The sequence below is a fragment of the Leuconostoc kimchii IMSNU 11154 genome (assembly GCF_000092505.1).
GTDB classification, from domain to species: Bacteria; Bacillota; Bacilli; order Lactobacillales; family Lactobacillaceae; genus Leuconostoc; species Leuconostoc kimchii.
This window is the reverse complement of the sequence record NC_014136.1, coordinates 1,773,481-1,796,722: the sequence shown is the minus strand read 5'-3', so window position 1 is coordinate 1,796,722 and position 23,242 is coordinate 1,773,481. Positions and strand designations below refer to the sequence as shown.

24 protein-coding genes and 1 riboswitch are annotated in these 23,242 nt (G+C 38.1%); of the genes, 1 reads left to right on the top strand and 23 read right to left on the bottom strand.

Annotation, left to right across the window (positions count from 1 at the left end; genetic code table 11):
- Nucleotides 1–32: 32 nt before the first annotated feature.
- The 3 genes from LKI_RS09500 to LKI_RS09490 all read right to left on the bottom strand — a co-directional run bounded on the left by LKI_RS09500 (nt 33) and on the right by LKI_RS09490 (nt 4,245).
- A complete protein-coding gene (locus tag LKI_RS09500) occupies nt 33–905 on the bottom strand; it encodes an ROK family protein (RefSeq protein ID WP_013103935.1) in 873 nt (290 codons plus the stop codon).
- A gap of 86 nt (nt 906–991) precedes the next feature.
- Nucleotides 992–2,257 carry a glycoside hydrolase family 32 protein gene (locus LKI_RS09495; protein WP_013103934.1) on the bottom strand — a complete coding sequence of 422 codons (1,266 nt, stop codon included), beginning with the start codon at nt 2,255–2,257 and terminating at the stop codon, nt 992–994.
- An 11-nt stretch (nt 2,258–2,268) separates the two neighbouring features.
- The gene (locus tag LKI_RS09490) at nt 2,269–4,245 is read right to left on the bottom strand and encodes a sucrose-specific PTS transporter subunit IIBC (protein WP_013103933.1); all 1,977 of its coding nucleotides are present in this window, start codon (nt 4,243–4,245) and stop codon (nt 2,269–2,271) included.
- 175 nt (nt 4,246–4,420) lie between these two features.
- Here LKI_RS09490 and LKI_RS09485 point away from each other — a divergent pair, with 175 nt between their 5' ends.
- Nucleotides 4,421–5,386 (top strand): LacI family DNA-binding transcriptional regulator, encoded by a 966-nt coding sequence (locus LKI_RS09485; protein ID WP_013103932.1) that lies wholly within the window; start codon nt 4,421–4,423, stop codon nt 5,384–5,386.
- Nucleotides 5,387–5,443: 57 nt separating this feature from the next.
- Here LKI_RS09485 and LKI_RS09480 read toward each other — a convergent pair whose 3' ends face one another.
- The 20 genes from LKI_RS09480 to LKI_RS09385 form a co-directional block, all read right to left on the bottom strand.
- Nucleotides 5,444–5,629, bottom strand: a complete 186-nt coding sequence (locus LKI_RS09480) for a 2-hydroxymuconate tautomerase (protein WP_013103931.1) — start codon at nt 5,627–5,629, stop codon at nt 5,444–5,446.
- A 20-nt stretch (nt 5,630–5,649) separates the two neighbouring features.
- A complete protein-coding gene (locus tag LKI_RS09475; protein WP_013103930.1) occupies nt 5,650–6,627 on the bottom strand; it encodes a YitT family protein in 978 nt (325 codons plus the stop codon).
- Between the two features lie 109 nt (nt 6,628–6,736).
- The gene (gene glnA, locus LKI_RS09470) at nt 6,737–8,083 is read right to left on the bottom strand and encodes a type I glutamate--ammonia ligase (protein WP_013103929.1); all 1,347 of its coding nucleotides are present in this window, start codon (nt 8,081–8,083) and stop codon (nt 6,737–6,739) included.
- Nucleotides 8,084–8,132: 49 nt separating this feature from the next.
- Nucleotides 8,133–8,468, bottom strand: coding sequence for a MerR family transcriptional regulator (locus LKI_RS09465; RefSeq protein WP_013103928.1), 336 nt, complete (start codon nt 8,466–8,468; stop codon nt 8,133–8,135).
- Between the two features lie 111 nt (nt 8,469–8,579).
- Nucleotides 8,580–11,267 (bottom strand): DNA polymerase I, encoded by a 2,688-nt coding sequence (gene polA / locus LKI_RS09460; protein ID WP_013103927.1) that lies wholly within the window; start codon nt 11,265–11,267, stop codon nt 8,580–8,582.
- 73 nt (nt 11,268–11,340) lie between these two features.
- Nucleotides 11,341–12,060 (bottom strand): Bax inhibitor-1/YccA family protein, encoded by a 720-nt coding sequence (locus tag LKI_RS09455; RefSeq protein ID WP_013103926.1) that lies wholly within the window; start codon nt 12,058–12,060, stop codon nt 11,341–11,343.
- A 179-nt stretch (nt 12,061–12,239) separates the two neighbouring features.
- Nucleotides 12,240–13,574 (bottom strand): UDP-N-acetylmuramate--L-alanine ligase, encoded by a 1,335-nt coding sequence (gene murC, locus LKI_RS09450; RefSeq protein ID WP_013103925.1) that lies wholly within the window; start codon nt 13,572–13,574, stop codon nt 12,240–12,242.
- Nucleotides 13,567–13,716 (bottom strand): hypothetical protein, encoded by a 150-nt coding sequence (locus LKI_RS09445; RefSeq protein ID WP_013103924.1) that lies wholly within the window; start codon nt 13,714–13,716, stop codon nt 13,567–13,569. The genes murC and LKI_RS09445 overlap by 8 nt, the downstream gene beginning before the upstream one ends.
- A 1-nt stretch (nt 13,717) precedes the next feature.
- Nucleotides 13,718–14,374, bottom strand: a complete 657-nt coding sequence (gene ytpR / locus LKI_RS09440) for a YtpR family tRNA-binding protein (protein WP_013103923.1) — start codon at nt 14,372–14,374, stop codon at nt 13,718–13,720.
- Nucleotides 14,375–14,459: 85 nt separating this feature from the next.
- The gene (locus LKI_RS09435; protein WP_013103922.1) at nt 14,460–15,134 is read right to left on the bottom strand and encodes a 5'-methylthioadenosine/adenosylhomocysteine nucleosidase; all 675 of its coding nucleotides are present in this window, start codon (nt 15,132–15,134) and stop codon (nt 14,460–14,462) included.
- Nucleotides 15,135–15,246: 112 nt separating this feature from the next.
- Complete coding sequence (locus tag LKI_RS09430; protein WP_013103921.1) at nt 15,247–15,543, bottom strand: hypothetical protein; 297 nt, start codon at nt 15,541–15,543, stop codon at nt 15,247–15,249.
- 1 nt (nt 15,544) lies between these two features.
- Nucleotides 15,545–16,096, bottom strand: coding sequence for an NUDIX hydrolase (locus tag LKI_RS09425; RefSeq protein WP_013103920.1), 552 nt, complete (start codon nt 16,094–16,096; stop codon nt 15,545–15,547).
- Nucleotides 16,096–16,320 (bottom strand): cold-shock protein, encoded by a 225-nt coding sequence (locus LKI_RS09420; RefSeq protein WP_013103919.1) that lies wholly within the window; start codon nt 16,318–16,320, stop codon nt 16,096–16,098. Before LKI_RS09420 ends, LKI_RS09425 begins: the two co-directional genes overlap by 1 nt.
- A gap of 75 nt (nt 16,321–16,395) precedes the next feature.
- Complete coding sequence (locus tag LKI_RS09415; RefSeq protein ID WP_013103918.1) at nt 16,396–17,844, bottom strand: NCS2 family permease; 1,449 nt, start codon at nt 17,842–17,844, stop codon at nt 16,396–16,398.
- A gap of 54 nt (nt 17,845–17,898) precedes the next feature.
- Nucleotides 17,899–17,993, bottom strand: a riboswitch (purine riboswitch).
- A 59-nt stretch (nt 17,994–18,052) separates the two neighbouring features.
- Nucleotides 18,053–18,964: a glycosyltransferase family 2 protein gene (locus LKI_RS09410; RefSeq protein WP_013103917.1), complete on the bottom strand. Its 912-nt coding sequence runs from the start codon at nt 18,962–18,964 to the stop codon at nt 18,053–18,055.
- Between the two features lie 97 nt (nt 18,965–19,061).
- Nucleotides 19,062–19,493: a glycerol-3-phosphate cytidylyltransferase gene (gene tagD / locus LKI_RS09405; protein WP_013103916.1), complete on the bottom strand. Its 432-nt coding sequence runs from the start codon at nt 19,491–19,493 to the stop codon at nt 19,062–19,064.
- Between the two features lie 19 nt (nt 19,494–19,512).
- A complete protein-coding gene (locus LKI_RS09400; RefSeq protein ID WP_013103915.1) occupies nt 19,513–20,472 on the bottom strand; it encodes a glycosyltransferase family 2 protein in 960 nt (319 codons plus the stop codon).
- A 36-nt stretch (nt 20,473–20,508) separates the two neighbouring features.
- Nucleotides 20,509–21,702: a UDP-galactopyranose mutase gene (glf, locus tag LKI_RS09395; protein WP_013103914.1), complete on the bottom strand. Its 1,194-nt coding sequence runs from the start codon at nt 21,700–21,702 to the stop codon at nt 20,509–20,511.
- A gap of 110 nt (nt 21,703–21,812) precedes the next feature.
- Nucleotides 21,813–22,586 (bottom strand): DUF4422 domain-containing protein, encoded by a 774-nt coding sequence (locus LKI_RS09390; protein ID WP_013103913.1) that lies wholly within the window; start codon nt 22,584–22,586, stop codon nt 21,813–21,815.
- A 15-nt stretch (nt 22,587–22,601) separates the two neighbouring features.
- The gene (locus LKI_RS09385; RefSeq protein WP_013103912.1) at nt 22,602–23,237 is read right to left on the bottom strand and encodes a sugar transferase; all 636 of its coding nucleotides are present in this window, start codon (nt 23,235–23,237) and stop codon (nt 22,602–22,604) included.
- Between the last annotated feature and the right edge of the window lie 5 nt (nt 23,238–23,242).

The window sequence follows — 23,242 nt, the reverse complement described above, 5'->3', positions numbered from 1 at the left end:
GTCTATCTAGGGTATGGCTATTTTTGTTAATTTTAAGCTGTTAATAATGTCTTAGCAAGGTAGAAGCAACCTAAGATACCAGCATTGTCACCATTTGCTACGGGTACAATGTAATCATCTAAATCCGGCACTTCTAAGTAATCACTCATTTGTTCAGCAAAGCTTTCGCGAATGAGTGGGAACAAAATATCACGATGTGGTACACCGCCACCAAATATAATTTTTTCAGGACGTAAGATCATCGTATAATCTAATGCAGCTTGTGCTAAATAATAAGCTTCAATCTTCCAAGCTAAATGATCATCAGGTATTTCTTTTGCACTCATTTGCCAACGTGCTTCAATCGCTGGTCCAGCAGCTAACCCTTCTAAACAATTGTCGCCATGGAATGGACAATGGCCTTCATACGTGTCTTCTGGGTGCTTTTGTAAGAAAATATGTCCCGCCTCAGGATGACCGTAACCACTCACGAGGTGGCCACCAGAAACGATTCCGGCACCAACACCGGTACCAACTGTCAAATAAACCATGTTATTAACATCTTTTGCAGCACCAGTTTCAAATTCTGCCCAACCAGCACCGTTAACATCTGTTGTCCAGAAATAAGGGATATCACGCCATGCTTTCATACGTCCCAAAAAGTCATAGCCTGACCAGCCACGTTTTGGTGTATCTAAGACATAACCATATGTTTTAGAGTTAGTGACAATATCAATTGGACCAAATGCTGCAATGCCAATCGCATCAATGTTATCAAATTGATCAAAGAACGCAATGACCTGATCTAGTGTTTTTTCACCATCCAATGTCGGAAAAGCTGAACGTTCAATGACATTATAATTTTCATCAGCAACAGCTACAACAAACTTTGTGCCACCTGCTTCAATTGCACCTAATAAACCCATAATTTTACCCCTTTGTCTATATACAACCTACAACCGTTTCAATAAAAACGATCTGTGCGCCATGTTTACCTCGGCTAGTGACAAACCTAAAACCAACGAAATGTCATTACACTGAGTCCATCATCAGTATAAACTTCAATCACATCAATGTCTACAATCAATATTAAATTATTCACATGACCAGTGATTTGACGTTGCTCAATTTCATCAGATTCCCACTGACGGCGTGTCACAATAACGGTGTCACCCTGTCGCTCTAATGTCGTGTGCTCACCAAATTGTATACGCCAATCATCGACTGTTTCTATTATATATTGACCAGTATCAACATGAGTAAAGTCTTTTAATACTTTAGGATTCAAAATTTCTGTAATGGGTTTTTGAACTAACCTGTTATCCACATCAACATGCAATTCGCGCGGTAAACTTAAAACGTGTACCCACTGCTGTTTTGCAATAGTTGGTACCAATTCTTCCCGTTCGGGCGTCATCATGCCAGCCCATCCCCACATAATACGCCGACCATCTGGCGCAATTAGAGTTTGTGGCGCATAAAACTCTAATCCCTTATCTACTTCCAAGAATTCAGTTGATACATCAAATTGTGCCGTTGTTTCATTAAATTCACCAATAACATAACCTGTATTATGAATATTTTCATAACGATGATTTTTAGCGTCTGGCGCCAATCCTTGTGGTGAGAACATTAAAATTTGTTTGCCATCAACTTCAATAAAGCCCGGACACTCTAACATATAACCACGAACATCTAGTAACTGGTCACCTAGTATTGATCCACGGTAGTGCCAATGATTAAAATCGGTAGATTCATAAACAATGATATCACCAACATTATCATCATGTTGTGCACCTAATATTAGAAAATAATGCCCATTTTTACCTTGCCAAACCATAGGATCTCGTACGTTTTTTGTAAATCCCTCTGGATGTGGTAATAATTCACCCAATTTTTCAAAATGAATGCCATCGTCGCTGACTGCCCACATTTGAGAAGACTTCACACTATGACCAGCACTATCCCGCACATTACCTGTATAGAAGACATATAACCGGTCATTGTGAACAAAGGCTGCTCCTGAGTAAATACCTGCACTATCTAAATTTTCAAGTGAGGGTTCCAAGGATGTTTCAACACGTCGCCACGTTTTTAAATCATCGGAAACAAAGTGTCCCCATACCTTATAAGTATGGTCACAGGCGTGTGGGTTCCATTGATAAAACACATGGTATTGCCCCTTAAAATACACCAAACCATTCGGGTCATTTAATAACCCTACAGACGGATATAAATGATATTTTTCAAAAGCGACTTGATCGTTTGTTACTAGCATTAAACTCCCCTTTAAGCATTTGCGGATGCGATAGTTTCAGAACCGGATTCAACCTCTGGCACAGCCGTCATCACAGTGTCAGTAGTTTGAACTGTGTCTCCAAATGTCGCATCCAGTGCCACGTTTTTAAAATCATTAGTATTTGTAACAATAACCATTGTTGTTACTGGGTAACCAGCATCTGCAATAATTTGTTTGTCAAAAGCGCCAAGTAACTGACCCTTTTTAACCTGCTGTCCTTGTGTTATTTCACTAGTAAAACCTTGCCCTGCCAAATTCACTGTATCAATACCAACATGGATTAACACTTCAACACCATCCGTGGTCTTGATGCCATAAGCATGTTTTGATTCATATGCAACTGTAATTTCACCATCTGCAGGTGCGAATATTTTATTATCGGTCGGTTCAATGGCAACACCTTTACCCATCATACCACTCGAAAAGACAGCATCACCAACAGTTTTGATATCAACAAGTTGTCCTACTACTGGCGCAGCTATTCCAAAACCCTCGGCATGTGTAATAGGCTCTGTTGTCTCTGCTTCTTGCGCAACGGTTTCATCAGTAGCTGGCATATGTGAGCGGCCATAGACATAAGTTGCGACAAATGATAATGAGAAACTAACGATAACTGCGATGAAGAAACCAACCCACTGGTTTGCAGGAATAGCGATAAAACCAATCAAGCCGGCTGGTCCAAGTGACGATGACATCACTTTGAATAGTCCCATCACAAGACTAGCAATACCTGATGCCCCCAATGCGATGAAGAAAGGGAAGCGATACTTCAAATTAACACCAAACAACGCTGGTTCTGTAATTCCTAACATAGCCGAAGCACCGGCTGATGAAGACAAAGCGCGTAACTTTGTATTGCCCTTTGCCAAGAAGTAGACAGCAAATGTCGCAGCACCTTGCGCAACGTTAGCAGCCGTGGCGATTGGGAAAATAAAGTCACCACCTGTTTTAGAAATATTAGCCAACAGTTGCGTTTCGATTGCCGGAAAACTTTGATGCAAGCCAGTAATCACAATTGCTGAATAAAATGAACCAAACACACCATAACCAATAAACCCAAATGTTGTTACCAACCATGTTAAGCCATCTGTAATACCGTTTGACACAATACGCAACACTGGTCCTACAACAATGAATGTCACAAACCCAGTGATCAACATCGCAAGCATAGGCGTAAATGTGAAATCAATGGCACCTTTTAAATGCTTATGGAAGAACTTTTCCAATGTTGCTAGTATAAATGCGACACCAATCACAGGCAAAACTTGACCTTGATAACCAGCCTGAGCAACTGATAGCCCGAATAAGTCCCATGTTGGCATTTTACCACTAGCAACAGCTTCAGCTACACCGTAACCATTGATTAAACTTGGCATAACTAACATCATGCCTGCAGCAGCACCTAGAATCTCACTACCGCCAAATCGACGTGTAGCTGTGATACCAATTAAAATAGGCAAAAAGGCAAATGGTGCAGATGCCATCAAATTAACCATTTCTGATAAACCAGTGATCTGTGGGAACATTTGAACAAGTGACTTTGGTCCAAACATTCCGGCACCTGTCAAAATGTTATTCAATGCCATCAACAAACCACCGGCAACCAATGCAGGAATCAAAGGCACAAATATATCAGATAGGACTTTGATTAAATCCATTAAAGGATTTTTCTTACCCGACTTTGCGGCAATTTGTTTCAAATCATCAGGCGTGGCTTGTTTAACACCCGTTATTTTAACAAATTCATCATACACACCATCAACATCACCAGGACCAATGATAATTTGATATTGACCATTAGCGTTAAATGTGCCTTTAACATCTGGATCATTATCTAATGCAACTTGATCAATTTTGTTGACATCCTTAACAACCAAACGTAATCTGGTGGCACAGTGAGCTGCAGCAACAATATTATCCTTATCTACCGTCTTTGCAATGCGCTTCGCTACTTCATTATACTTCATTGTCTTTCCCCTACTCTTCTAAAAAGTGAGATATATTCCGTTTCAGCATTGAGTTTTACGGAACCGGTTCTTTATTACACTTTTATTGTAACCGCTTACATAACTATTTGCAAGTACTTTATTTATTACAATTATGTGACAACGTTTAATTTAATTTTCTGATATGATTAAGAGTATGAATAAAAAGATTACAATTAATGATATTGCAACGTTAGCCAATGTTGCAAAAAGCACTGTTTCGCGTTATTTAAATGGTGGTTCTGTTAGTGTTCACACACGCGCGAAAATTGATGATATTGTGGCAAAATATAACTACACACCTAACACTTTTGCACAAAGTTTAAAACAACAAACAAATCATACAATTGGTGTTATTGTGCCACGACTTGATTCTATTGCACAATCCGATATGTTGAGAGGGCTTGACGAACTCAATAAAGATGACACTTTTTTGATTATCAATGTCTACCAAGATAGCGCACGGGAATTGGCTGCCATTGAAAAATTGCACTCTCAAAATGTCAGCGGTCTTATCATATTGACAGCCAACCTAACAGACGACATCCGATCAATTTTGGAAGCTTCAGAATTGCCAACTGTTATTCAAGGTCAAGATGAACCAGGCTTCAATCGGATTATCATGAATGACATCAATGCTGGTAATGTTGTCGGTGACTACCTCAAAACTTTAGCACCACGAAATGTCTTACTCTTAAATGTCGATGATCGTTTAGATCGTGCGGTTGGTCATGACCGTTTTGTCGGCATAAAATCAGCGTTATCAGACATTCCTCATAAGGAAATCATCACTGACTTTAACATGACAGATGCCAAGGAGGCTGCAAAATTAGCAATGGCAAATGAAACATTTGATCTTGTTATTGGGGCAACTGACCGTATTGTTGTTGGTGCCATGCAAGCGGCTTTTTCTCTCAAACAACAGCCACGTTACATCGGATTTGGCCAGTCTTTTTTCAGTGAAACCGTATCTCCTAATCTAACAAGTTTTGAATTTAGCTATTTTGAAACTGGAAAAGCACTTTATCGCTTATTTCTTAAAGTTCGAGACAATACACCGGCAAAAGCACAACGGATTGTCATCGATGGTCATTTAGTAATTCGCGATTCAACAATTTTATGATAGGAAGTAAATAAAGAGCCGCTAACAATTAATGTTAGCGGCTCTTTATTTACTTATTTACGCATCGCTTTTCAACACACCACCAACAGCATAATGGTCCTTTGGCATTTCACGAAGGATCACATGGACAGCTTCTCGGCTGGCACCGGCGTCTTCAACAATGACATCAGTAATATCTTTTACCATTTTAGCTAATTGTTCGTGTGTTCGGCCTTCTAATAATTCAACTTGTACAATGGGCATATTTTTCTCTTTTCCTTTGACTATTTGTCATCTTCAATTTTATCCAGTTGCGACTCTAGTTGTTGCTCTGCTTCTATTTGTGCGGTAATTGTTTCAAGTTTGGGAACAGACACAGCTTGCCGCATTTGCAGTTGTCGGTCCGCATCAAAGAATTCACCTGAAACGCTGACGGTACTCAATAAGTTAATAAATGCTTTAGGATCTGATTTGTGGACAATTTCTTGCATTTCTACTAACTCATATCGGGACAGTACCATCATCAAAGTGGCTGACTCTCTTTTAGTATAGGCCCCTTTAGAAGGTAAGATTGTAATGCCACGAATAAGATCGCGATGCAATGCCTCGACAACCTCATCACCTTTAGAAGTCACAATCAATGCTGTTAGCTTTTGATACCCTGTATATAACGCATCAACCGCGCGTCCGGTAGCATATATACCAATTAATGTGAACAGTGCGTTTTGCCATCCTATAAACGCACCCGCAACAATAACAACGACAAAATTAATACCATTCATCAATGCACCAATTGATTTACCTGTACGTTTTTGAACAACCATAGCAATAATATCCATGCCACCTGTCGAAAAGCCATAACGCATAGCTAAACCAATTGAGATACCTATAAGCAAGCCACCGAATAACGAAGCTAATAATGGATCTGTTGTCAATGCTTCCGTAGGTGCCAAAATTTGTATGACTGAAACAGTTATAGAATTGATGAAACTTAAAATCGTAAATCGACCACCAATCAATTTCCAACCAATAATACCAATTGGAATGTTGAAAATCATGATAAATGTTCCAGTCTGTAATTTCATGTGGAAAACATATTCAAACAGCAACGATAGCAATTGTGCGACACCATTAAATCCACCCGAAAAAACATTATTAGGTATGAGAAATGCATTCAAAGCTAAAACTTGAACACAAGTACTAGCAATAAAAACGGCGGCTGTCAGTAGCACCTTTCGCCAATTAATCGTTATTTTCTTCATATCAACATCACACTCCTCAAACTTACTAAAACACTTCCCCTATCATAACAAAAAAGCTACGAAATGTCGTGGCTTTCGTTTGGTGCGTTATATATTTAGGAGACAAGTTTTAATAGTTTTCAAAATAGGCGTCAGTTTCCCACTGCGATACAACTTGACGATAAGAAGTGTACTCAATTTTTTTAGCTTCGATGAACTTATCTGCAATATGATTACCAATCGCTGAAACAATCATATCATCTACCGCAAGTTCGCGAACAGCAGCGAGTAATGTATCTGGCAAATCAGTAATACCAGCTTTTGTGCGTTCGTCTTCATCCATTAAATAGATATTTTTATCAACAGAAGCTAACGGCTCTAGCTCATTTTTAATGCCATCCAACCCAGCTGCTAACACTGCTGCCAAAGTTGTGTAAGGATTAGCTGTCGGATCAACTGAACGTAATTCTAAACGTGTTGACTTACCACGTGAGGCAGGAACACGTACCATTGGTGAACGGTTAGAAGCAGACCATGCAACATAAACTGGTGCTTCAAATCCTGGTGTGAGTCGTTTATAAGAATTAACAGTTGGATTTGCTAGTGCTGTAAATGCTGTTGCATGAGCTAATATGCCACCTAAGAAATTGTAAGCCGTCTTTGACAATCCCATTTCATCTGACTTATCTTCAAAAACATTATCAGTATCACGGAAAAGTGACATATTTGTATGCATACCTGAGCCATTGATACCAGATACTGGCTTTGGCATAAATGTTGCGTAATAACCATTTTTACGGGCAATCGTCTTAACGACTAACTTAAACGTTTGAATATTATCTGCTGCTTCTAAAGCAGAAGCATACTTGAAGTCAACTTCATGTTGGCCTTCGGCAACTTCATGATGGGCAGCTTCAATTTCAAAGCCCATTTTTTCTAATGTTAACACAATCTCACGACGAACATTTTCACCTTTATCATGCGGTGCTAAATCAAAATAACCACCCTTATCATTAAGTTCAGTCGTTGGATTACCGTTGGCATCTAACTTAAATAAGAAAAATTCTGGCTCCGTACCTACATTGAAGGCAGAGAATCCTGCATTTTTAGCTTCTTCCAAGACATGCCGCAATGCATGACGTGGATCACCAGCAAACGGTTCGCGGTCTGACGTATAAACATCTGCAATTAGGCGAGCAACGTTACCACCATGGCCATCTGTTGCCCAAGGGAAAATCATGAATGTTGATAAATCAGGATATAAATACATATCAGATTCATTGATACGAACAAATCCCTCAATAGATGAACCATCAAACATTAAATTATTGTTTAATAATTTGTCCAATTGAGATGTAGGAACTTCAACATTCTTAATTGCACCAAGAACATCTGTAAATGTTACACGAATAAATTCCACATTTTCGTCTATAACTAGTTGCTTGATTTCTTCTTTAGTGAATAACTTTCGTGCCATGATTTCCCTTTCTTCATAAAGCCTTGTGAGACAACAACTACAATTAAAATTAGCGATTAAAACGGCCAATTTGAGCAAATTCTTTTTGCAACGACCGCCGTAATGCTGATTCCGAATCTTGTTTTTCAACTGCCTTCCGGCGCTGTTTTGCAAAAATTTCCTGAATGTCCTTTATCGAGTCACCGGCATCTAAAAAATCTCTAATCTCAAGTAACCGATCCACATCATTTAAAGAAAATCGACGCTGTCCACCTTTACCACGGCTTGGATCAATCAGCTCATTTTGCTCATAATAACGAATTTGTCTATCGGTTAACAATGTGAGATCACGTACCGTGCCAATGGGTAAAATCGCTAAATTTCTTCTCAGCTCACGTTCGCTCATTTAACAACCTCCGTTAACATACTTTTATTCTAATAGATATTTAAAAGTTGTGCATATATATGTCAGGTTTTATGACATGAATACTAAAATAAAAAACAGATTAGTGCATTTCTATTTTGCTTCATACCATGTGTTGCCAGAATGACTTTCGACGAGCATGGGTACATCCAACACCACGGCAGAATCCATCACACGCGTAACCAATTCAGATAATTCCGCTATCTCATCGCTAGGTGCTTCAAAAATAAGTTCATCGTGCACCTGTAATAGCATACGTGCTTGCATGCCATTTTCTTGTAGTGCATCAGCCACTTTAATCATTGCAATTTTAATAATATCTGCTGCAGATCCTTGTATGGGTGAATTCATAGCCGTACGTTCTGCAAAACTTCGCAAATTGAAATTTTTTGAACCAATTTCTGGTAAATATCGTCGACGTTTAGCAATTGTTTCTATGAACCCTTGTTCATGGGCCTTTGCTTTAATTTGAGTCATCCACTCGTGAATTTTAGGGAACTCCTGAAAATAAGTCTCGATAAAACGTTTCGCTTCAGCACGTGAAATACCTAAATTGTTAGCTAACCCAAAATCAGATATGCCATAAACAATACCAAAATTAACTGCTTTTGCCGTCCGCCGCATCAATGGGTCTACTGGCACGTTATCATCTAGACCGAACACTGCACGAGCTGTTTCTGCGTGGATATCTTCACCATTTAAAAAGGCCTGCTGCATATTTTTATCGCCAGTCATATGTGCTAAAACACGCAATTCGATTTGTGAATAATCTGCGCCAAAAATTTGCCAGTCTGGTTGACTAGGAACAAATGCTGTTCTAATTTTTCGACCTGCCTCTGTTCGCATCGGAATATTTTGCAAATTAGGGTCAATTGATGACAGCCGCCCAGTTTGTGTTAATGTTTGCAAAAATCGTGTATGAATTTTACTGTCTTTTTCATGTACAACTGATAATAAGCCATCAACATAAGTAGATTTCAATTTAGCTAGTTGCCGATACTGTAAGATGTGATCAACAATGGGTGCCTGTGGCGCCAGTTTTTCTAATACATCTACAGCGGTTGAATAGCCAGTTTTTGTTTTCTTAATTACTGGCAAGCCCATTTTCTCAAACAGGAGAATACCAAGCTGTTTTGGAGAATTAATATTAAAAACTTCACCTGCTTCAATGAATATCGCTTCTTTTATGGTATCAATGCGTTCCTCAAGATCAGTTCCAATCTCACGTAATCGTGTCTGGTCAATTTTAATCCCACGATATTCCATATCAGCCAATACATGCGCAAGCGGTAATTCTATTTCGGTATATAGATGTGTTTGTTCATGATCTTGCAACGCAGCAAAAGCAGGCTGTTCGAGTTGCATCAAAACATCTGCTTTGTGCGCTAAATGTACGAGCACTCGTGATGTCTCTTCGGGTACAGCATATTTGGCACCTTTCCCATAGATATCTTCATCAGGTGTGACGTAAAAATCAAATCGCTGTGCCAACGTCGATAACTCGTTATCATTATCAGTTGTATCAAGTAAATACGCAGCTAATAAGAAATCAAATTCAACGCCTCTTAATGTCATGCCAAGACGTTTAAACAATACAAATTGCGCTTTGACGTTGAACACATTTTTGATAATGGCTGCATTTTCAATCACTGATCTAAGTTCTGGTCTTTGTAGTAACGATACATCGCGACTGCCATAGTAACCTGTCGCCGGACTGCCTATTACAAAGCCAATCATGTCATCAATATGATAATTCGACCCAGCCATTTCTATATGTAATGCTATTTTATTACCTAGCATCGCAACTGCTTGTAAATTATCTTCCTGTAATGTAACAACATTAATCGCTTTCTCAACAGATGTTTGCGTTTGACTACCTATAATTTGGCCAGATTTTTGAAGCGCTTTTATTTTTGCTAATTGTTGCTTAAAGTCTAAATCCTCGTAAAACGTGACCAACTTATCATAATCAATATGCCGATATTCAATTTCTTCTAAAGGCAATTCTAAGGTAGCATCGGTTAAAATCGTTGCCAACTGACGTGCGCAGAAGGCTGCTTCACGATCCTTGATAAGATTTTCTTTCAATTTAGATTGCTTCATATCATCAATATGCGCGTATAAATTATCAATATCGTGATACTCAGTCAGTAATTTCAAAGCTGTTTTTTCACCAACCTTGGTCACACCTGGATAATTATCTGATGTATCACCAGTCAACGCTTTTTTCTCAATAATTTGTAATGGCTTTAGTCCAAACTTATCCATAATATAGCTTGGTGTATATTGCTCAATTTCTGTTACACCTTTTTTAGTAACATTAACGGTCACCTTTTCAGTTGCTAATTGAGTTAAGTCCTGATCACCTGTGATAATTGTGACCGAATACCCTGCTTTTTCTCCCATTCTTGAAAAAGTGCCAATGATATCATCTGCTTCTAAACCAGGTTGCTCATAGTTACGTAATCCGTGCAAAGCTACCATTTCACGTAAGTATGGGAATTGTTCTTGAAATTCCGATGGTGTTTTTGAACGGCCATCCTTGTATTCTGGAAATAATTCGCCACGAAAAGTTTCCTTACCAGATGCCGCATCCCAAGCAACAACCGCCAAATCTGGTTGCATTGGATCCACAATTTGATCTAGGAAATTATTAAAAGCTACAAGCGCATTTGTGTGCAACCCCTTATGTGAAATCATGCGATCCAGTTGATTATACATAGCATAGAACGCACGAAATGCTAATGAATTGCCATCAATTAAAAGTAATTTTTTTGTCATTTTATATTCCTTTGCTATCTCTAGTTTAACAAAAAAACAGCCCTAAGGCTGTTAAATTTAATACTGGATCTATTTAATCTCGTGATCCGCCAGCAACACCAAATATTCGAATTAAAGCAAAGAATAGGTTGACAAAATCAAGATATAATCTTAATGCACCATTAACGGCTAGTCCAGTTGTATCCGCTTGACCAGCAAATTGGCTATACATGATTTTCAGATTTTGATTATCATAAGCCGTATAGAGTGCAAAGACGACCACACTTACAATCGATAACAACAATGATACAATACCGCTATAAAAGATCATATTCACAACTGAAGCAACAATGATCCCGATTAAAGCGCCGAAAAGAATCGATCGCATACCAGTCAAATCACGTTTCGTAAATACACCATACAATGCCATACCACCAAACACTGCTGATGCAGACACAAATGCCATAACAACAGAAGCACCCGTGTAAATGGCTAACAATAAGCCAAACGTCAAGCCTTCAACAACCGCAAATGCCATAAGCAACCCGAAAGCACGTGCTGGATTTTTAAAAGTAGAGCGTCCAATCATCGTTATGATTAACATCTGAATACCAATAAGGGCTAGTGCGCCGATAAAATTACCCGCAAGTAACGCAATGGCTTGTTCCAAAAAGAATTTTTGTACGATAAATCCAGTAATAGCTGTAACCAAAACAGCTATTCCCATGAAAGTGTAGGTTTGTTTAAAAAACGCCCGCATACCTTCATCTACGCCTGTCACATCACGACGCGTATTAATATTAAAATTATCCATTTGAGTCTCCTCACATTACATATATTCCCCAGTTGTTTCTTCAAGTAGTATCAAATTACTACAACAGTTGCCATTTCTGGTTAGGTATATTATACCAGAGTATCGATTAAACATATATTAAAACACCTCACGACATACTTCTGGTCCTCTTAGAAGTAACTACCAAAATTCAAAAAAAGTTATTGCAAATCAGTTCTTAACTGTCCGAGTAGTTTTTCATATGCAAATTCGTATTTTTCAATATCGCCAGCACCCATAAACACCATGACAGCATTTTCATAAGGCATGAGTAAACTCATATTATCTTCTTCAATAATGCCACCAAACTTACTAATTTCTGCACCAATTTCTGCTGATGTTACTGCGCCTGCCTTTTCTCGTGCCGAACCAAAAATGTTGGCTAAGTAAACTTTGTCTGCTGCTTCTAAACTCTTAGCAAACTCATCCTTGTAGGCAATGACACGTGAGTATGTATGTGGCTGAAAAATAGCAATAATTTGTTTATTAGGGTATTTTTGACGAGCAGCGTCTAAGGTTGCATCAATTTCTGTCGGATGATGTGCATAGTCATCAATCACAGTAATATCAGCGATTTGTTTCTCACTAAAACGACGTTTAACCCCTTGATATGTCATTAGGTATTGACGAATTAACGTGAGATTAACTTTTTCCATATATGCAACAGCAATGACTGCTAGCGCATTTAAAATACTATGTTGTCCGAATAACGGTACCGAGAACTCACCTAACGTCTCACCACGAAAAACAACAGTAAAATGGGATCCTTCGGTTGATTTATGAATATTTGTTGCCACGAAATCATCCTTATCACTGTTTGTACCGTAATAATAAACATCTGCTTTAGGATGCAATGCTCTCAAGTGCTCATCATCTCCCCAAGCAAAAATTGCTTTTTTAACATGACTAGCAAAATCAGAAAATGCGTGCGTTACATCTTGAATATCCTGGTAATAATCTGGATGATCAAAATCAATATTGGTTAAAATAGCATAGTCAGGTACATAGTCTTTGAAATGTCTGCGATACTCATCTGCTTCAACAACAAAGAATTGTGAACTGGGAACGCCGCGACCTGTGCCATCCCCAATAAGATAAGAAGTGGGTGCAATGTTTTTTAATACGTGCGCTAACAAGCCAGTCGTTGAAGTTTTACCATGCGCCCCTGCCACAGCTATCGCAGTTGTTTGTTCAATCTGCTCTTGCACAGCTTCAGGATATGAAATCATATGGACACCCAGTGCTAATGCTTGAGCAACCTCAACATGATCATCAGAAAAAGCATTGCCACGAACAAAAACCGCTTCACGATAATTAGCAATATTATTTTTATTGAACGATAGTATTTTAATACCCGCTGCTTCTAACGGCGCCTGTGTATATGTATAAGCATCAATATCAGAGCCTAAAACAGTATGCCCCTGATCATGCAAAATTTGTGCTAAAGGGCCCATACCAGTCCCTTTAATCCCAATAAAATAATACGTTTTAGACATGACTTCCCCTATCTGATTCAAAAATAAAATATTGCAACTCACCTTTACGCAATTCAAATACAAGCTTTCGATATTGCGCAAACTCACCATTAAATGTGCGATAAACACGTGGTGCATTTTGTAATTTATCTTGTGTACGCATTTTAATAATTTGTATCCACTAATCCGGAAGTGTAGAGTGATTGTGCCTGCTTAAAATCAAAAGGCTCTCCCACCTCACCAAAATTTTCTGGTAATACTAGCGCGCCTGGTTTTTCAGGTGCGCCAGGTAATTGTAACTCACGTCCAGAAACAATCATGCCACTGGAAGCAACACCGCGTAATTCGCCTGACCAAATTAAAGCGCCTGATGGCATCATGGTACCAGGTTGCGCAACAGCCACTTTAATACCAACCTGCATGTTAGGTGATCCGGAAACAATTTGCAACGTCTTGCCTTTTCCAACTTCGGTTATGGTAACATGCAAATGATCTGAATCAGGATGAGGCGTCATACGCTGAACACGACCGACAACTAGTTTTGATTCAGATGTTGTCAGCTCTGCTTTAAACCCTGCTTTTTCAATCTCGTCGTTAATGATATTGATCTGTTCATCGCTTAAATTAACTGGTCCAGACTGTTTAGTTAAGCCCAATTTGTCGCCAATTCCTGCAATGTTAAATCCTGTAGTCTCGCCAGTTTCAATATTTTTAATGCAAGTCACTGCCCCTTTAGTCGTGACACTTTGTGTGGCAGCATTTGGTTCGAGAATAATCACTAGAATATCCCCACTCGCTTTTAAATTATAAGTTGTTATCATTTTCTTAATCCTTAAATCAGTCGTATTATTATGGTATCATAAGCACTTTTAAAATACAAAAGACCGCTCACACGGTCTAATGATATTAGCTTTGACTGTCAAGATAGGCTAGCAATAGTTTGGCTGATGCTTTCCCAGCGGCTATCACATAGTCATCAAACACAATTCCTGAATCACCATCAGCCAAATCTGAAACACCACGCAATACAATGAATGGTGTATTGAATTGATAAGCCACTTGAGCAACAGCAGCAGCTTCCATCTCAGCAACCAATGCTTCAGGAAAATGAGACAAAATGCGCTGCTTAGCGTCCATTTGAACAAATTGATCACCTGAAACAATTAAACCTTCTTTGACAGCAGTCAGTTTTTCAAAGGCTTTCACAACCTGTGTATCTGCTTCAAAGTACAGTGGTTTGTTAGGCAGTTGACCAAATTCATAACCAAACACCGTGACATCAACATCCGAATATGCAATCCGCGTACCAATGACTTCATCCCCAATTTTTAGTTGTGGATCTAATGCACCTGCTGAGCCAGTATTAACAATTAAATCAGGTTGAAAGTTATCAATCATTACTGTTGTCGCTGAAGCTGCTGCAACCTTTCCAATACCAGATTCTGTCAGAATGACTTCATGTCCATTGTACTGGCCGTGCGTAATTTCTGTGCCACCATGCTGTTTAGTCGTTATGTTCTCTAGCGCCGCAATTAAAGCAATTTTTTCTTCCGCCATTGGCGTGATAATTCCAATTTTCATGTTTTAAATATCAAAAACTCATTGTCATAATAACCAAGACGTCGCTTATTGGCTATTATATACTATCAGCTTGATTTCCTTTCAAATTTTCATAGTTAATCGATTCAAGTGATTAATGCACTAAAAAGAAATAGGCATACGTGGTAACTATCAATAATAGTAATACAATAATTGCCATGTTATATCGATGAGTCAGACGACTGGATTTCCCTTGGGCCGTTAATTTACCGTCGGATCCCAACTCGTAGCGACCTTTTCTTGTTAAACGCATTTCTTCACGCGTTTCAGGTTGAACAACAGTAATCTCTGTAGGGTGTGCCTTGGCGTATGCTCGCTCGACCTGGGCACGTTCTTTTTCTCGCCTTTTTTGCGCTTTTTTTTCGTCTCTACGTGATAGTTCCTCTGACATACTAACCTCTTAAATAAGACCAATACAAAAATGCGAGTACTGTCTTTTGATCATTTATCTTTCCGGATTCAAATAATGTTTTCATCTCATCAAAAGAGATTGTAATCAGATCCAAGGATTCTCCCAAATCTCTTGGTAATTGTTTGCTCAGCGGAATAGGTTTGAGATCACGTGCCACATAAACATGCATGTAAGCATCTGAAAAACCAACCGTCTCAAAAAAGCCCATCACACGTTCAATCGTACCCGCTGTCATACGCAATTCCTCATTAAGCTCACGTTCAACAGCGTGTTCTGGTACAGCCAAATCGCGTTCATCCAATTTACCAGCTGGTATCTCTAATATAAAATCACCAATAGTAGCCCGATATTGTTTTTCAATCATCATATGATCGGCATCAACAAACGGCAAAACTGCGATAGCTGGTACATGTCGAACAATATCACGTTGTGATTGACGGCCATTGTACAGCTTAACCTCTTGTTTTTCAACACTAAATATTGGTCCTTCATATACAATGTTTGAATTCGTCACTTGCTCGCGTTCTGCCATTATATTTCTGACGCTTTTTTCATAACTGGCTGCACTTGAGCCGCTTGATAGTTCTTGTAACCTTGTACTAGTTGATAAGTCACTTTTTCACCTTGATTGAGCGATTTGAAGCCGTCCATATCTATACCATTAAAGTGTACAAAGACGTCTTCGCCACCTTCATCGGGAGTAATGTAGCCATAGCCACGTTCTTTTTGCCAAATTTTTACTGTTCCTGTTTTCATATACTTATTGTATCAAAAAAACCGCCAGTTAGGCGGTTTTGTTTGTCATGCTAGCAAAAAAAATTTAAAAGGACATTACATAAATGCCAGTACAATAAAATTGATTAAGAAAAATATCGATACAATCAACAAAACTGGTGAAATATCTTTGTACTTGCCTAACGCTACTTTAACAATAATAAAAAGCAAAAATCCTGCAGCGATACCATACGAAATTGAATACGAAAATGCCATGAAAACAGAAGTGAAGAAAGCAGGTATGGCTACCTCTAAGTTTTGCCATGACACTTTTTTAAACTCTCCCATCATCATGATACCAACTAAGATTAATAATGGTGACGTGGCAGCTGTTGGTATCACACCAACAAATGGTGCAAAAATAATCATCGACGCAAAACCAATCGCTGTCACAATATTAGCTAAGCCCGTGCGTGCACCTGCTGCGACACCTGTAGCAGACTCAATAAATGTTGTTGTGTTAGACGTTCCAGCAATACCTGCAAATGCAGTGGTGAACGTATCTACAACAAGCGCCCGATCCATTTTTGAATTAATACCATTATCAGACTCAAACGCCTGTGTATCTTTTTGTGAAAAAATGCCAGTTTGATTACCAATGCCGATCAATGTGCCAATGGCATCAAATAAGCCAGTCAAACCCATAGCAAAAATCGTAATAATTGCCAAAGAGGCATGATGCCAATCAGTAAACAACGCACCAATCCCATTCGCTCCTAGTGCTTGACCAAATACATGTCCCAAAGAACCAAAAGCAGAACCAATTGACGTACCCGGTTGAATATGCGGGTTAGTCACACCCATTGGGATACCAATAAGTGTTGTCGCTATTAAAGTGATTAAGAACGCACCAGGTACTTTTCGCATCACTAAAACAACCAAAATAATAAAACCAATTAAGGCTAATAAAACAGCAGGATCATTAAATTTTGCTAACTCTGGTGTGACACCACCGTTTGCTAAAATTGCATGTATACTATCTGTTTCTTTTCCAGTAAATGGTTTGTTATTCAGTGTTTTAATATTATCAGGATCCACAATAAAATTAATAAAGCCTGCGTTTTTCAGACCGATGTATGTCACAAACATACCAATACCACCACCGATGGCAGCTTTTAATTCAGTGGGTATTCCCTTAACAATGGCACGACGACCATGTGTTAGTGTAATCACGATATCGACCACACCGACCAAAAAGACAATAGCAAGCGCTTGTTGCCAAGTAAAGCCAAAGCCAAACACAATTGTGTAAGTAAAATAAGCTTGCATACCAATACCCGGTGCAAGAGCAAAGGGCACGTTAGCGAATAGTCCCATAAATAACGTGCCAAACACGGCGACTAAAATCGCTGCCAAAAAAACTGCTTGCTGTGGTATACCAGCTTGACCCAAAATTTGTGGATTTAAAAAAAAGATATAAGCCATGGATACAAAGGTTGTCATACCAGCTATAATCTCACGACGAATGGTCGTTTTATTTTCAGCTAATTTAAAAAAATGCGACATTTTATTTTCTCTCCTATATATAAAATACAAAAAATCCGCCTATCATAAACGATAGACAGATCTAACATTTATGATAGTCCAACATTGGTGTTGGCTAGAAACAGTCGGCCATTATCCGACACTATATCATATACTTCTAATATATTATAGTTTATCACCGCAATACTTAACTAAACAAGCAGTTATTTTATTTCGGGAACATCCTGCTTTAAGATAAATACTCTATTTTCGGGTTGAATTTCAGGCCACGGTATGTCCCTTTGATAATAATTAACAATTTTCTGCCACGATACGAAACGCCTGGTAATAGCAATGTTCTTAAAAAATCTAGTGCACTGTGTGCCAGCGTTTTCAACATTTTTGATCGTTTATGCCGACGACGTGACGTCAAAATACGATTACGATACTCATATAGATATCTTGGTAAACGCTCGTTTAATTTTTCACCCACAATATCTCCAGGTTTAGCATTAAATTGACTTTCGTGCACAACAACTGAGTCTCGCACATAATAGCCAATCATTTGTTGTGCTGCACGTTGTGTAAACTCCATATCGTCACCCCAAATGAAATATTCTTTTTGTGGTAAACCAATTTGTTGAACCAATGCACGTTTAAAAATTGTCGACACAAATGTCGCATTTTTAATTTGTACCCAGTTTTCTGCTCCTGAATAAATATGATACCGTTGACCTGTCACGGTACCTGGAAAATTCATTCTTGAAAAACTACCATCAACCCAAATTACTTTGCTAGCGCCCCAACCAGCCAGCGAATTAGCTTCAAACATAGCTAATAGTTTTTCCAGAGCGTCTTCTGATGGCATCGAGTCATCATCCATGACCCAAACGAAGTCATCTGATGTTCTTTCATAAAATTGACGTATACCTTGATTGAAACCGCCAGCACCACCAATATTTTCAGACAAATTAATGATAATTAAACGTTTGTCCACGAGCGAATCAAGGTACTCTCTTGTACCATCATTACTCGCACCATTAATAATAATCAGATGTTTCAAGGCGTGAGTGCGCTGATTTAAAACCTTTGGTATCGCCTTTTTTAATAGTGACAGGCGATTATATGTCACAATGACAGCTGAAACTGTTACATCACTCATGTTGCTTCCTTTTTTATGGTACCAGATTTTAAAATTCTGAATCATATATCATAATAAAAAAGACAGTAACTGCCTTTTTTAGACTTATCAACATACATTAATTGATTTTAGATTCATGATCTGTTGCCAAGTCTTTCGTATTCAAGTCTTTTTTAATTTGTGTCGTTGAAATTTCTGGCGTTCGTGCTAAATAAACAACCTTTGCATCAGTTTTTTCTTGAATAAAATCAAATTGTCCTGCCCAATCGTCGCCCATAACAAAAGTGTCAACTTGATACAGCTTAACATCAGATGTTTTTTGATCCCATGATTCTTCAGGAATGACCAAGTCAACATAACGAATGGCTTCTAATAATTGTTTACGTTTTTCATATGAAAAATAAGTTTTTTTCTGTTTAGCATGCCAATTAAATTCATCAGTCGATAACGCAACAATTAAATAGTCGCCCATTTCCTTAGCACGTTTCAACAAGTTGATATGCCCATAATGTAACATATCAAAAGTACCATATGTAATGACTCTTCTCATTTTTGATAATCCTTTTAAATTATTTTTCTTCTCGCGTAATATAAATTGGTCGATGTTTTGATTCTAAAAATATTGCTGCAATATATCGACCAATGACCCCTAGACTCAATAACTGTATCCCACCAATAAATAAGATAATGGTCACCATCGAAGGCCAACCATCAACGCTGTTATTATATACTAAAGCACGTATCACAATAAATGCTGCACTCATTAGCGAAATAATAAAAGATACAAAACCTAGACCAGTTATGATAGTTAGTGGGAACGTTGAAAATGAGACAATACCTTCAATAGCATATTTTGACAATGACCAAAATGACCACGATGTACTACCAGCAGTACGTTCTCTATTCTCAAATGAAATGTATTTTGTTTTAAAACCTACCCAACTAAATATGCCCTTACTAAACCGCTGATTCTCACTCATTGATAAAATGGCATTAACCATTTGACGTGTCATCACGCGATAATCACGCGCACCATCAACTAACTGTGTTTCACTGATTTTATTCATCCAGACATAAAACTGTGCTGAAAACCATGATCGTATTTTGGCTTCACCTGCACGGTCAGCACGCCTTGTCCCTACGGCATCGTAATCCCCATTTTGAACTTCATGTAACATCTGTGGTAATAATTCTGGTGGATCTTGTAAGTCAACATCCATCACAGCAACATACTGCCCAGTAGTTTGTTGCAAACCAGCATAAAGCCCAGCTTCCTTACCAAAATTACGAGAAAAACTAATATAATGAACATTTTCATCTTGATGAGCTAATTCACGTAAAATACTAAGTGTACTATCTGTCGAACCATCATCAATAAAATGATAATGTATTGTAGCTGTTAACTTGTTTTTTAAAGCAGATACCGTTTCATAAAAAGTTTGAATCGTTGCTTCTTCATTATGCACCGGAACCACAAGTGATAATACATCTGACTTTTCAATTGGGTAGTTGCGGTTATTTTCTGTCATTTTTGATCCTATTTCTTATGTACACCCACCTCGGGCTTATAATTCAACGTTATCATGTGCAAAATTAAAATCAGCACTGATATTAAACTCTTGGCGTACAGTATTCAAAACATCGTTTAGCACTTGATCCATATCAAAATAACGATATTTTCCTAACCGACCTCCAAATATAATTTCTGGGTGATTTTGTCGTGCTTCTTGCGCATATTGTTTATATATTTTCGTGTTCTTATCGTCATTGACTGGATAGTATGCTTCTTTTTCACGATGCCACTCTTGTGGATACTCTTTCGTAATGATCGTTTTACCAGCATTTGCCAAACCATCAAAATGTCGCCACTCCATTACTCGTGTATATGGTGTTTGTGCATCCGTATAGTTAATCACCGCATTTCCCTGATAATTATCAGAATCGATGACTTCGTGTTCGAATCGCAATGACCGGTACTCTAATTCGCCAAATTTATAATCGAAAAACTGATCGATCATCCCTGTATACAACACACGTGGAAACTCTGACAATAACGTCTCTTTGTGATCAAAAAAATCTGTATCTGTCATGACATCTACTAATCCTTCTGACTGTGCCAACATACGCTCAAATATTTGCGTGTAACCACCTACCGGAATACCTTGATAACGATGGTTAAAGTAATTATTGTCATAAATAAAACGAACGGGAAGACGCTTGATAATAAAGGCAGGTAATTCTGTTGCTTGACGTCCCCATTGCTTTTCAGTATAGCCCTTAATTAGTTTTTCATAAATATCCGTGCCAATGAGGGAAATTGCTTGTTCTTCTAAGTTACGTGGTTCGTGATTACCCAAGTCTTTTAAAGCCGAAGCCTTTTGTTCGGCAATTTTAGCTTGTGCTTCATCAGGTGTCTTTGTACCCCACATTTGATAAAACGTATTCATGTTGAAAGGCAGATTATATAATGTGCCCTTATAATTTGCTACAACTTGGTTTTGATACCCGTTGAATTCAGCGAATTGACGAATATAATCCCATACTTCTTTGTTATCAGTATGGAAAATATGGGCCCCGAAATCATGAACTGTAATACCATGTTCAGTATGTGTATGCATATTTCCTGCAATATAGGGACGCTTTTCAACGATCAAAGATTTTTTACCACGTTTGGCTGCTTCATAAGCAAAAATCATGCCAAATGGCCCAGCACCTACGATTAGATAATCATAATTTTTTGTATTAAATTTATTTGTCATCATATCTCCATTATACCTGACTTAGGGAATTTTTATAGATTAAGTTTAACTCTACTACTCACTGCGTGTAGCGATTAGTTTATCACTACAATGCATCTACATTTACGCTATTAAACACGTCCAAATCCAATTTTTCTGGCTAAAAACTTACCACCCTTTAATAGCCAATTTTGCTTCTCCATAAAAACAACAGGTACTTCAATATAACTGATATGATTCTTTTCTAACCAAACATCAAGTAATCGTTCACTTAAAAAACCATAAACACGTTTTTCATAAGCATCCCAATCGACAACATCCGACTGTATTTTCTGCTCGACTGCAAACAAAATATCAAACAACCAGTCAATATAATCATTATACTCAGCACGAGGCATAATAAACATATTAAACATATGTGCCCAAGTTTGTGCCATATTGTAATCATAAGCTGTTAAGTAGTCTGGTTGCTTAGTAGCAATAACCTCACGTAAAACGTCTAGTGCGACACCATGATGTGCATGACGATAGTGTGATTCACTACTCTCAATCCAATAACGTCTTTTTTTAGGCACAATGACACTTTTTTGTGATAATAAGGCACGTATTGTTGACTCATCTAAAATTTTAGCACTATTTTTTTGCCTTGAAAACGAGAAAAAACGCCGGTAATGGACCAAACCAATAACCTCGGCGTCACTATTATAACGCGCCCAGTATAACGCTGTAAGTTCGTTAAAATATGGATTTTTACTAGAAATATTGCGTCCTGTATTATCTTGAACAAAGCCGTCAAAATGTTCAGCTGACAATGCTGCACCAACTTGTGTTGGTACATATATGCTTTGTGTTGGCATGGGCACTTGTTTATGAGCCGCGACCAAAATTTGAATTTTTTCTACCATAATTATTGTACCAATTTAATAAGCACCTTCTGATTTGAATATTGCAATAACATTTCTAAATACAATGCTAATATCATAAAAGAAACCAGCATTTGCAACATACTCTAACTCTATTTGTGTACGCTCTGGATACTCAATTAATGAACGTCCACTTGCCTGCCATAGACCTAGTGCGCCTGGACGAACTGAAAGGAAAAGGTCAATGTTGTCACCGTATTCTTTTAACTCTTCAGCTACAATAGGCCGAGGGCCAACCAGGCTCATATCGCCAACTAACATATTCCAAAATTGTGGTAATTCATCAATTGTTGAGCGGCGTAAAAAAGATCCTAACTTTGTAATGCGCGGATCTTCCTTTGTTGGTAATTTATAACCACTTGCAACGTACTTTTGATACAAAACAGTATCAGCCTTCAAAATTTCTTCAGCATTTGGCACCATAGATCGAAATTTATAAATATTAAATGGTTTGCCGTATCGACCAATCCGTCGTTGTTCAAACAGTGCTGGCGATTTTGGACTATCTATTTTTAACAGTATAAAAACAATCAAAAATATTGGTGACAGTATAATTAATCCAAGTAACGCAAAAACCACATCAATAATACGTTTGGCTATCAAATATGATTTATGTTTTGGCTTGATTTTCAAATTTC

Coding starts and splice junctions, on each gene's coding strand:
- LKI_RS09500 (WP_013103935.1), bottom strand. CDS start 905: ATGGGTTTATTAGGTGCAATTGAAGCAGGTGGCACAAAGTTTGTTGTA.
- LKI_RS09495 (WP_013103934.1), bottom strand. CDS start 2,257: ATGCTAGTAACAAACGATCAAGTCGCTTTTGAAAAATATCATTTATAT.
- LKI_RS09490 (WP_013103933.1), bottom strand. CDS start 4,245: ATGAAGTATAATGAAGTAGCGAAGCGCATTGCAAAGACGGTAGATAAG.
- LKI_RS09485 (WP_013103932.1), top strand. CDS start 4,421: ATGAATAAAAAGATTACAATTAATGATATTGCAACGTTAGCCAATGTT.
- LKI_RS09480 (WP_013103931.1), bottom strand. CDS start 5,629: ATGCCCATTGTACAAGTTGAATTATTAGAAGGCCGAACACACGAACAA.
- LKI_RS09475 (WP_013103930.1), bottom strand. CDS start 6,627: ATGAAGAAAATAACGATTAATTGGCGAAAGGTGCTACTGACAGCCGCC.
- glnA (WP_013103929.1), bottom strand. CDS start 8,083: ATGGCACGAAAGTTATTCACTAAAGAAGAAATCAAGCAACTAGTTATA.
- LKI_RS09465 (WP_013103928.1), bottom strand. CDS start 8,468: ATGAGCGAACGTGAGCTGAGAAGAAATTTAGCGATTTTACCCATTGGC.
- polA (WP_013103927.1), bottom strand. CDS start 11,267: ATGACAAAAAAATTACTTTTAATTGATGGCAATTCATTAGCATTTCGT.
- LKI_RS09455 (WP_013103926.1), bottom strand. CDS start 12,060: ATGGATAATTTTAATATTAATACGCGTCGTGATGTGACAGGCGTAGAT.
- murC (WP_013103925.1), bottom strand. CDS start 13,574: ATGTCTAAAACGTATTATTTTATTGGGATTAAAGGGACTGGTATGGGC.
- LKI_RS09445 (WP_013103924.1), bottom strand. CDS start 13,716: ATGCGTACACAAGATAAATTACAAAATGCACCACGTGTTTATCGCACA.
- ytpR (WP_013103923.1), bottom strand. CDS start 14,374: ATGATAACAACTTATAATTTAAAAGCGAGTGGGGATATTCTAGTGATT.
- LKI_RS09435 (WP_013103922.1), bottom strand. CDS start 15,134: ATGAAAATTGGAATTATCACGCCAATGGCGGAAGAAAAAATTGCTTTA.
- LKI_RS09430 (WP_013103921.1), bottom strand. CDS start 15,543: ATGTCAGAGGAACTATCACGTAGAGACGAAAAAAAAGCGCAAAAAAGG.
- LKI_RS09425 (WP_013103920.1), bottom strand. CDS start 16,096: ATGGCAGAACGCGAGCAAGTGACGAATTCAAACATTGTATATGAAGGA.
- LKI_RS09420 (WP_013103919.1), bottom strand. CDS start 16,320: ATGAAAACAGGAACAGTAAAAATTTGGCAAAAAGAACGTGGCTATGGC.
- LKI_RS09415 (WP_013103918.1), bottom strand. CDS start 17,844: ATGTCGCATTTTTTTAAATTAGCTGAAAATAAAACGACCATTCGTCGT.
- LKI_RS09410 (WP_013103917.1), bottom strand. CDS start 18,964: ATGAGTGATGTAACAGTTTCAGCTGTCATTGTGACATATAATCGCCTG.
- tagD (WP_013103916.1), bottom strand. CDS start 19,493: ATGAGAAGAGTCATTACATATGGTACTTTTGATATGTTACATTATGGG.
- LKI_RS09400 (WP_013103915.1), bottom strand. CDS start 20,472: ATGACAGAAAATAACCGCAACTACCCAATTGAAAAGTCAGATGTATTA.
- glf (WP_013103914.1), bottom strand. CDS start 21,702: ATGACAAATAAATTTAATACAAAAAATTATGATTATCTAATCGTAGGT.
- LKI_RS09390 (WP_013103913.1), bottom strand. CDS start 22,586: ATGGTAGAAAAAATTCAAATTTTGGTCGCGGCTCATAAACAAGTGCCC.